Source organism: Pseudomonas nitroreducens (assembly GCF_014204515.1).
In the GTDB taxonomy this organism is placed as follows: Bacteria; Pseudomonadota; Gammaproteobacteria; order Pseudomonadales; family Pseudomonadaceae; genus Pseudomonas; species Pseudomonas nitritireducens_A.
In genome coordinates, this window is record NZ_JACHLI010000004.1 from 355,626 (window position 1) to 362,035 (window position 6,410).

Genomic DNA, 6,410 nt, shown 5'->3' on the forward strand with positions numbered 1-6,410 from the left:
GGGATCGGGAAGTAGTCGCGAGCAGGCTCGCTTTCACAGGCAGACGCCAGGTTCACTGGCCAATGTTGGAGCGAGCTTGCTCACGAACCGAACGGCACGAAGTTGATAGAGCGCGCGGGAGGGTCTCAGCGAATGAAATGCACCTTGCCGGTGTCGTCATTGCCCATGTAGATGCCGTACACGCCCGCCTGGCGTTCCTCGATGTAGCGTTCGAGGATCTGCCGGATCGCCGGGTAGTAGATGGAGTCCCAGGGGATTTCTTCCGGGGCGAAGAACTTCACCTGCAGCGTCTCGGGGCCGTGTTCGCCGGTCTCCTCGATCACGCTGGCGCGGAAGATGATGTAGACCTCGCTGATCTTCGGCACGCTGAAGAGGGAGTAGGGCGAGACGATGTCGGCGCGTACGCCGGTCTCTTCCCAGACTTCGCGCAGGGCCGCCTGCTCGGTGGTTTCGCCGTTCTCCATGAAGCCGGCCGGTAGCGTCCAGGTGCCGGGGCGTGGCGGAATGCCGCGCTGGCAGAGCAGGTACTTGCCGTCGCGCTCGATGATGCAGCCGGCAATGACCTTGGGGTTCTCGTAGTGGATATAGCCGCAGCCCGCGCAGGTAAGGCGCTCATGGGTGTCCCCCGGCGGGCACTGGCGGCTCAGGCCACCACTGCCGCAGGCGGGACAGAAGCGCGGGGCGGGCATGGCGTCAGCGGCCTATGCGCGGCTCTTTGAGCGCGATGGGGGTGGCGATGTCGCGCACGCTGCCGGCGCCGTCCTGCTTGGAGCGCAGGTAGTCCAGGGCGACCTTGGCGGCGGCGCGTACGTGGTCGACCGAGGCCTGGTGAGCAGCGACCGGGTCGCCGCTCTTGATCGCCTCGACCATGCGTTCCATTTCCTGGTTACTGGCGGCGCGGCGGTTCTCCTGGGACACGGAAGTTGCCCGCAGGTAGCTGATGCGCGCCTGCAGCTGGCGCAGCTGGGTAGCGGCGGTGCGGTTGCCCGAGCCTTCGAGCAGCACGTCGTAGAAGCCCTGCACCGACTCGATCACCTGCTGCAGCTCGCCGTCTTCCAGCGCCTGGCGGTTCTCTTCCAGCGCGCGCTCCAGGTTGCGGATGTCACGGGCCTTGGCGTTGAGGGTGAAGAGCTGGACGATCAGGCCTTCGAGCACGCAGCGCAACTCGTAGATGTCGACCGCGTCTTCCAGGGTGATGATGGCGACGCGCGGACCCTTGGCATCGGCGAACTCCACCAGGCCCTCGGACTCCAGGTGGCGCAGCGCCTCGCGCACCGAGGTGCGGCTGACGCCCAGGCGATCGCACAGATCGCGCTCCACCAGGCGGTCGCCCGGCAGCAGCTGGAAGTTGAGGATGGCGCCGCGCAGCTTGTCGAGGACGATTTCGCGCAGGGTGACGGGGTTGCGATTGACCTTGAAGCTATCGTCGAGTGGCAAGCGTTTCATGGGGTCCGCTCTGTGTTCTGGCTGTCCATAGGAAGAACGATGGAGCACCTTGCAGTGCTCCATCGTCAAGTCGGGCCAGCAATCAACCACGTTCCTCGGCGTCGGCCTCGGCGAAGGCTTCGCGGGCGAGGCGGAAACTGTCCACCGCCGCGGGAACCCCGCAATAGATGCCGACCTGCAGGAGGATTTCGCGGATCTGCTCGCGGGATAAGCCGTTACGCAGGGCGCCGCGCACATGCAGCTTGAGTTCGTGGGGGCGGTTGAGTGCCGAAATCATCGCCAAGTTTATCATGCTGCGTTCCTTGAGCGATAAGCCGTCCCGGCCCCAGACGTGGCCCCAGCAGTACTCGGTGACCATCTCCTGGAGCGGGCGGGTGAAGTCGTCGGCGTTCTGGATCGACTTGTTGACGTAGGCCTCGCCCAGCACCTGGGTGCGGATGGCCAGGCCTTTTTCGTATTTCTCGTTGCTCATCGGTCGCTCCTGTCCATCCCTGTAGGAGCGAGGGGGACGCCATCGTTATTGCTCGCGAACCCTGCCCAGCTTCGGTGTCGCCGGGTAATCCGTTCGCGAGCAAGCTCGCTCCTACGAAAAGCAAACAGCCCCGGCGCCCGAGGCCATTCAATAAAAAAGGCCGCTGCCGAGGGTGCTGGCGAGCGGCCTTGGAAAGCTTTAGCCGGCTATCTCCGGCAGTGCACCGAGCTTGCCGCGGTGATAGACCATCGGGGTGACCTCCTGCTCCGGCAGGATCAGGTTCTTCACCGCGCCGACGATGATCGCGTGGTCGCCGCCGTCGTACTCGCGCCACAGCTCGCATTCGATGATCGCCGTGGCCTTGGTCAGCAGCGGGTTGCCCAGCTCGCTCAGGCGCCACTCGATGCCCTTGGCCTTCTCCTTGCCCTTCTTGGCGAAGGCATAGGCCTCGGCCTGCTGGTCGGAGCACAGCAGGTGGATGGCGAACTGCTTGCTGTCACGCAGGATCGGGTAGGTGTCCGAGCCGTAGTTGGGGCAGAACAGCACCAGCGCCGGGTCGATGGACAGCGCGCTGAACGCGCTGGCGGTGATGCCGACGATCTCGCCGTCGGCGTCCAGGGTGGTGACCACGGTGACGCCGGACGGGAAGGAGCCCATCACTTCTTTGTAGATGCCAGGTTCGATCATCTCGTCGCTCCTCTTAGCGCATCACGAAGGGATCGGGCATGGGCGCCTGTGAGAGGTTGATCCACACCGTCTTCAGCTCGGTGTAGGCCAGCACCGAATCGATGCCGCTCTCACGGCCGTAGCCGCTGTTGTGGAAGCCGCCGATGGGCGCCATGGCGGACACCGCGCGGTAGGTGTTGACCCAGATGATCCCGCTGCGCACGCCGCGGGCCATGCGATGGGCGCGGCCCAGGTCGCGGGTCCAGATGCCGGCGGCGAGGCCGAACTGGGAGTCGTTGGCCATGGCCAGCGCTTCGGCCTCATCCTTGAAACGGATGACCGAGGCGACGGGGCCGAAAACTTCTTCCTGCATGATCTTCATCGAATGGCTGTCGCACTCGAACAGGGTCGGCTCGTAGAACCAGCCCTCGGCGTCGATCGACGGACGCTTGCCGCCCAGGCGCAGGCGCGCGCCTTCGGCCAGGGCGTCGGCGACCAGGCCTTCGACCACGGCGAGCTGCTGCGCGGTGGCCATGGGGCCCATCTCGCTCTGCTCGTCCTGCGGGTTGCCGATGCGGATGCGCTGGGCGCGTTCGACCAGGCGGGCGACGAACTCGTCGTAGATCTCGTCCTGCACCAGCAGGCGCGAACCAGCCACGCAGCTCTGCCCGGAGGCGGCGTAGATGCCGGCCACGGCGCCATTGATGGCGCTGTCCAGGTCGGCGTCGGCGAAGATGATGTTGGGCGACTTGCCGCCCAGCTCCAGCGACAGCTTGGCGAAGTTCTCCGCGCTGCTGCGCACCACGTGGCGCGCGGTCGCGGCGCCGCCGGTGAAGGCGATCTTGCGCACCAGCGGGTGGCGGGTCAGCGCCGCGCCAGTGCTCGGGCCGAAGCCGGTGACCACGTTGACCACGCCAGCCGGGAAGCCGGCCTCGGTGGCCAGGCGGGCCAGTTCGAGGATGGTCGCCGAGGCATGTTCCGACGGCTTGAGCACGATGGTGTTGCCGGCGGCCAGGGCCGGGGCCAGCTTGATCGCGGTCAGGTACAGCGGGCTGTTCCACGGGATGATCCCGGCGACCACGCCCAGCGGCTCGTGCACGGTGTAGGCGAACAGGTCGGGCTTATCCAGCGGCAGGGTGCCGCCTTCGAGCTTGTCGGCCAGGCCTGCGGTGTAGTGGAAGAACTCCGGCAGGTAGCCGACCTGGCCGCGGGTCTCGCGGATCAGCTTGCCGTTGTCGCGGCTTTCCAGCTGCGCCAGGTGTTCCTTGTTCTCGGCGATCAGGTCGCCCAGGCGGCGCAGCAGCTTGCCGCGGGCGGTGGCGGTGAGGCCACGCCAGGCCGGGTCGTTGAAGGCGCGCTGGGCAGCTTGCACGGCGCGCTCGACATCGGCTTCGTCGGCGTCGGGCAGTTCCGCCCAGGGCCGTGCCAGGGCGGGATTGAGGCTCTCGAAGGTCTTGCCGGAGACGGCGTCGACCCACTGGCCATCGATGAACATCTGGAAGCGTGCGAGGGTCATGCGACATTCCCCTGTACGTGATTCTTGGAAGTCTGTGCCTGCTGCAGGAAGTCCAGCAGCATCTGATTCACCAGCCGCGGCGACTCCACCGGCATCATGTGGCGCTGTTCTTCGAGCACCGCTACCTTGGCGCCCGGAATGCGTTCGGCCAGTTCGGTGGCCATCTTCGGCGTCGAGCCCGGGTCCAGCTCACCGGTGGCGACCAGGGTCGGCACCTTGATGCTGCCCAGGTCGTCCACACGGTACATGTCCTGCGTGGCGAACAGCGTGTAAGTAGTCAGATAGCCCTGCGGATCGTTGCTGGCAAGGGTCTGGCGGATCGCGGCGATCTGCGCCGGGTTGGCGGCCTGGTACTCGCGGCTGAACCAGCGCGACAGGGCGGCCTCGGCGTTGGCGTCCGGGCCGTGCTCGGCGGCCTGGCGGGTCCGCTCGATCACCCCGGCGCGCTGCTCGGCGCTGCGGTTGAACACGCTGTTGAGCACCACCAGCCCGTCGATGCGCTCCGGGTAGTGCAGGGCGAACGCCCGCGCCACCAGGCCACCCATGGAGAAGCCGATGACCGTGGCGCTGGCGATACCCAGGTGGTCGAGCAGCTCGCGCAGCTGGTCGGCGTAACCGACCAGCCCGCAATCCGGCTGCGGCAGCTGACTCGCGCCATGGCCCAGCATGTCATAGGCGATGACCTGGAAGTGCGGGGCCAGACCGACGATCTGGCCGCCCCACATTTCCTTGTTCAGGCCGACGCCGTGGATCAGTACCACGGGGTGGCCCTGGCCGGTCGCCAGGTAACTGGTGCCGGCCGGTGTGCGTTCAGCGGTGAGCCGAATCATGGAGCGCTCCTGCACGGTGTGGATCACTGAGCCTGTTCGGCGGCCAGTTCTTCCAGGTCGATGTAACGGTTACCGATGCGCGGGTGCAGACGGCCACCGTCGGCGGCGCCCAGGACCACGACGATCTCGTCGGCGCGCGGGGCGTCTTCGATCTGCATTTCCAGGGTGATGTAGTGCGAGCGCAGGCCTTCGTCGTCCTTGTGCATCATCGGGATCTGGATCGAGGTGCCCGGACCGCCGCGCTTGTTGGTGAAGCTCAGGTAGCTCTTGGCATCGACCGCCTGGCGGTAGTGGTTGCCGAAACGCAGGGTGTGGATCACGGCGGACGCGTGCTCGATTTCGCCATCGGCGCCGACCACGGCAGCCTTGCCGTAAGCCTGGATCTTGTCAGCGCCACCGATGGCGGTGGTCAGGCGCTCGACCATCAGCGCGCCGAGCTCGGAGCAGTGGGCCTTGATCTCGGGTTTCAGGTCTTCGACGAAGCCACGACCGGCCCACGGGTTCTTGATCACCACGGCCAGGCCGACCATGGTCACCGGGGTGTCGGTAGCCTTGCCGGCTTCGATGAAGGTCTGCTCGCTGTAGGTGACGATCTTGCGAATCTCGAAACTCATGGGTCGCTCCAGTTATGACTGCGGCTGGGTTGGGGAAGGAATTCGGTATCATGGTATACCATAATACAGTTTGCGCAAGGCCTCATTTCTCCTGGGGAAAAGGCCCTGCGCCAGGGGTGACGTGGGGGTGGCCGCGGTGGCTGGACGTAAGGCGACAGGCGGTAGGGGGCTGAAAGCGGCGCTTCGGTGCTGCGTCGCGGCGCGGTATCCTTGGCGCCACTGGCCGGCGCGCATGGCGCCGGAGTCCTTCTGGAGAGCCATCGAGCATGAAACAGGAAATCGCCACCGTGACCGTCAGCGCCGAGCACTGGGGGCGCGAAGCCGAAGCGGTGGATAACGCCCGCGTGACGGTGACCCTCAGTGCGCCGCAGGAAGGCGTGATCGAAGTGAGCTTCAAGGGCCAGCTGGATGCGCCGGAAGAGCCGACCCATGTCTGTGTGACGCTGGAGAATGGGCTCTCTTATTACGGAGAGATCCAGGGCGGTGAGGCGAATGCAGAGGGTGGGTCGATTCGCTTTGAGGGGGAGTTAATCGATCTGGAGGGGTTCTGAGGCAATTCTCCGCCTGCGTAGGAGCGGACTTTGTCCGCGATGTGTCTGCCTCGCTCCGGGTTTTTCGCGCCGCTTTGGCGTGCGCGCGCACTTCTTGTTTCGCCCCCTCGGGCGACCTACTTTGGCAAACGACGGATGGCCGCCCCACCCAAAGTAGGCAAAGGTCTTGCCCCGGACATCCGGTTTTTCGCTTAGGCGAAAAATTCCCTCGTTGAAGCGCAGTTTCAGGGGCCCGAACTAGGCGTCCCCCCACGAAGGGCCATCCCTGGCCCATCGCGGCTCTCGCGACATCCATGTCGCTCAACCCCTGAAACT

8 protein-coding genes are annotated in these 6,410 nt (G+C 65.8%); 1 reads left to right on the top strand and 7 read right to left on the bottom strand.

Going from position 1 to position 6,410, the window contains the following annotated elements:
- Positions 1 to 125 precede the first annotated feature (125 nt).
- The 7 genes from HNP46_RS08150 to HNP46_RS08180 all read right to left on the bottom strand — a co-directional run bounded on the left by HNP46_RS08150 (position 126) and on the right by HNP46_RS08180 (position 5,544).
- Complete coding sequence (locus HNP46_RS08150) at positions 126 to 689, bottom strand: NUDIX hydrolase (protein ID WP_184587572.1); 564 nt, start codon at positions 687 to 689, stop codon at positions 126 to 128.
- 4 nt (positions 690 to 693) lie between these two features.
- The gene (locus HNP46_RS08155; RefSeq protein ID WP_045209938.1) at positions 694 to 1,446 is read right to left on the bottom strand and encodes a GntR family transcriptional regulator; all 753 of its coding nucleotides are present in this window, start codon (positions 1,444 to 1,446) and stop codon (positions 694 to 696) included.
- A gap of 82 nt (positions 1,447 to 1,528) precedes the next feature.
- Positions 1,529 to 1,918 carry a carboxymuconolactone decarboxylase family protein gene (locus HNP46_RS08160; protein ID WP_045209939.1) on the bottom strand — a complete coding sequence of 130 codons (390 nt, stop codon included), beginning with the start codon at positions 1,916 to 1,918 and terminating at the stop codon, positions 1,529 to 1,531.
- 198 nt (positions 1,919 to 2,116) lie between these two features.
- The gene (locus HNP46_RS08165; protein WP_045209940.1) at positions 2,117 to 2,605 is read right to left on the bottom strand and encodes a flavin reductase family protein; all 489 of its coding nucleotides are present in this window, start codon (positions 2,603 to 2,605) and stop codon (positions 2,117 to 2,119) included.
- Positions 2,606 to 2,618: 13 nt separating this feature from the next.
- Entirely contained in the window at positions 2,619 to 4,100 is a 1,482-nt protein-coding gene (locus tag HNP46_RS08170; RefSeq protein WP_184587574.1) for an aldehyde dehydrogenase, read from the bottom strand.
- Positions 4,097 to 4,930, bottom strand: coding sequence for an alpha/beta fold hydrolase (locus HNP46_RS08175; RefSeq protein ID WP_184587576.1), 834 nt, complete (start codon positions 4,928 to 4,930; stop codon positions 4,097 to 4,099). The genes HNP46_RS08170 and HNP46_RS08175 overlap by 4 nt, the downstream gene beginning before the upstream one ends.
- Before the next feature lie 23 nt (positions 4,931 to 4,953).
- The gene (locus tag HNP46_RS08180) at positions 4,954 to 5,544 is read right to left on the bottom strand and encodes an amino acid synthesis family protein (protein ID WP_184587578.1); all 591 of its coding nucleotides are present in this window, start codon (positions 5,542 to 5,544) and stop codon (positions 4,954 to 4,956) included.
- A gap of 266 nt (positions 5,545 to 5,810) precedes the next feature.
- Here HNP46_RS08180 and HNP46_RS08185 point away from each other — a divergent pair, with 266 nt between their 5' ends.
- Complete coding sequence (locus tag HNP46_RS08185) at positions 5,811 to 6,095, top strand: hypothetical protein (protein WP_138212611.1); 285 nt, start codon at positions 5,811 to 5,813, stop codon at positions 6,093 to 6,095.
- The last annotated feature ends 315 nt before the right edge of the window (positions 6,096 to 6,410 follow it).